The organism is Mesorhizobium sp. M7D.F.Ca.US.004.03.1.1 (genome assembly GCF_003998635.1).
In the GTDB taxonomy this organism is placed as follows: Bacteria; Pseudomonadota; Alphaproteobacteria; order Rhizobiales; family Rhizobiaceae; genus Mesorhizobium; species Mesorhizobium loti.
Map to the genome: position 1 here is coordinate 1 of NZ_RZQG01001264.1, position 1,336 is coordinate 1,336.

The window sequence follows — 1,336 nt, forward strand, 5'->3', positions numbered from 1 at the left end:
GACAGACCAAGAGGACAGGTCTGGTGGCCTACCGGCATGTTGTTGAAGTGTCACCTTTGTTGACCCATATGCGCGGTGCGTCGGATGTTTCCTCCCATTCGTCCGGCGCGTTCCCCTCTGGAGGTTTAACCTCCATACCTGGCCGGACCTTGGTCCGGCCTTTTTCTTGCGCGCGAGAAACGGGTAAACGGGTAAACTGAGGTGACGAGGCCCGGCGGTGATTGCGCGATCTCGCAGCCAGAATTGGGCAGTATCGCGTTGCCACTTCATCGGTGAATTGAGAACCATGGTCAGGGCGGTTAAGCCGATGGCTTATATTCGCCAGCCCGGCTGGCGAAGACTGACCTAAGGCCGTTTCTCGGCCTGCCATTCTCTCCGGTCATTCGAAGGACAATGGCAATTCGCCGCCTGCTTTTGCCGATATTTTCACAAGAGATGTGGAAGAATTGACTATTCTGCAGGCTTGTCGAAGACCATGGGCAACCCGCGTGTCGATGCCATCTCGACCACCAGTTCTTCGATAGCTTGGTCGGAAAGGCGGGTCTGCAGTATCGTACGAATCCGCTTGACCAGTTCGTGCACCGGCAAAGGCAAGAGATCCTCGGCATCATCGATAAGCCGACTGACTTCGATCACAACGTCAGCATCGATGTCGCTCGGCAAATTTCGCATATGCCATCTCCGATCGAGGTAAATATTGCCGGTCTACCTGCCCGTTGTCGAGAGGTGCGATGTTCCGCTTCGACCTCAGTCGCTGCGTAGGATTTTCGCTTCTAACGCCGCTACAACGAAGGCGCGTCTCGCTACCGGCGGCTGAGCTTCGCCTCGCAGAACCTGAAGACATGCAGCCATGGCCAGTTTTCGCTTGTTCGTCTGATGAGGGAAACTCCGCAGCAGGATCGTCGCTGCGTCGTTCACATCGAATATGATGCGCTCACGGTCATGCCGGCCAACTTGCACCACCACGGGCCGGACGAACCTGCTCGACATGCAATTACACTCTCAATTCCGACCGTGACACGGTCTTCGCTATCATGACGTTGGGTCAATTTATACATTTGTGGCTAGGGCCAGAACAGAACTGACGGTTGCCCAATCTCAAGACAAGTTGCCTGCCGAATTTCAGCAGGCCGCTACCTGAATTCGGATGGGCACCGGTCTTGTTGCGCAAGGAAGCACAGCGAATTCCGACGTGTCCGGAAGGTGAAGCGGCGCCTGGTCTTAGGCTCGGGCTTTCCTGGACGGTGCCAGCCTTGAGGGGGCCGCTGCTGCAATGTCGACGCTGCTAGTGGCGCGCGGGTGCCGGGAGATAAAGAGGGCGGGCGGGGTGCGGTGG

Annotated in this window: 2 protein-coding genes; both read right to left on the bottom strand. The window is 57.0% G+C overall.

Annotated features, from left to right (window positions below; translation table 11 throughout):
* Nucleotides 1-450: 450 nt before the first annotated feature.
* A complete protein-coding gene (locus tag EN935_RS36175; RefSeq protein ID WP_111543961.1) occupies nt 451-672 on the bottom strand; it encodes a hypothetical protein in 222 nt (73 codons plus the stop codon).
* 75 nt (nt 673-747) lie between these two features.
* Nucleotides 748-990 carry a DUF982 domain-containing protein gene (locus EN935_RS36180; RefSeq protein ID WP_127374237.1) on the bottom strand — a complete coding sequence of 81 codons (243 nt, stop codon included), beginning with the start codon at nt 988-990 and terminating at the stop codon, nt 748-750.
* Nucleotides 991-1,336: the final 346 nt, after the last annotated feature.

What these genes read in the sequence shown, in the direction of transcription:
- EN935_RS36180 (WP_127374237.1), bottom strand. Translation starts at nt 990, where the DNA reads ATGTCGAGCAGGTTCGTCCGGCCCGTGGTGGTGCAAGTTGGCCGGCAT.
- EN935_RS36175 (WP_111543961.1), bottom strand. Translation starts at nt 672, where the DNA reads ATGCGAAATTTGCCGAGCGACATCGATGCTGACGTTGTGATCGAAGTC.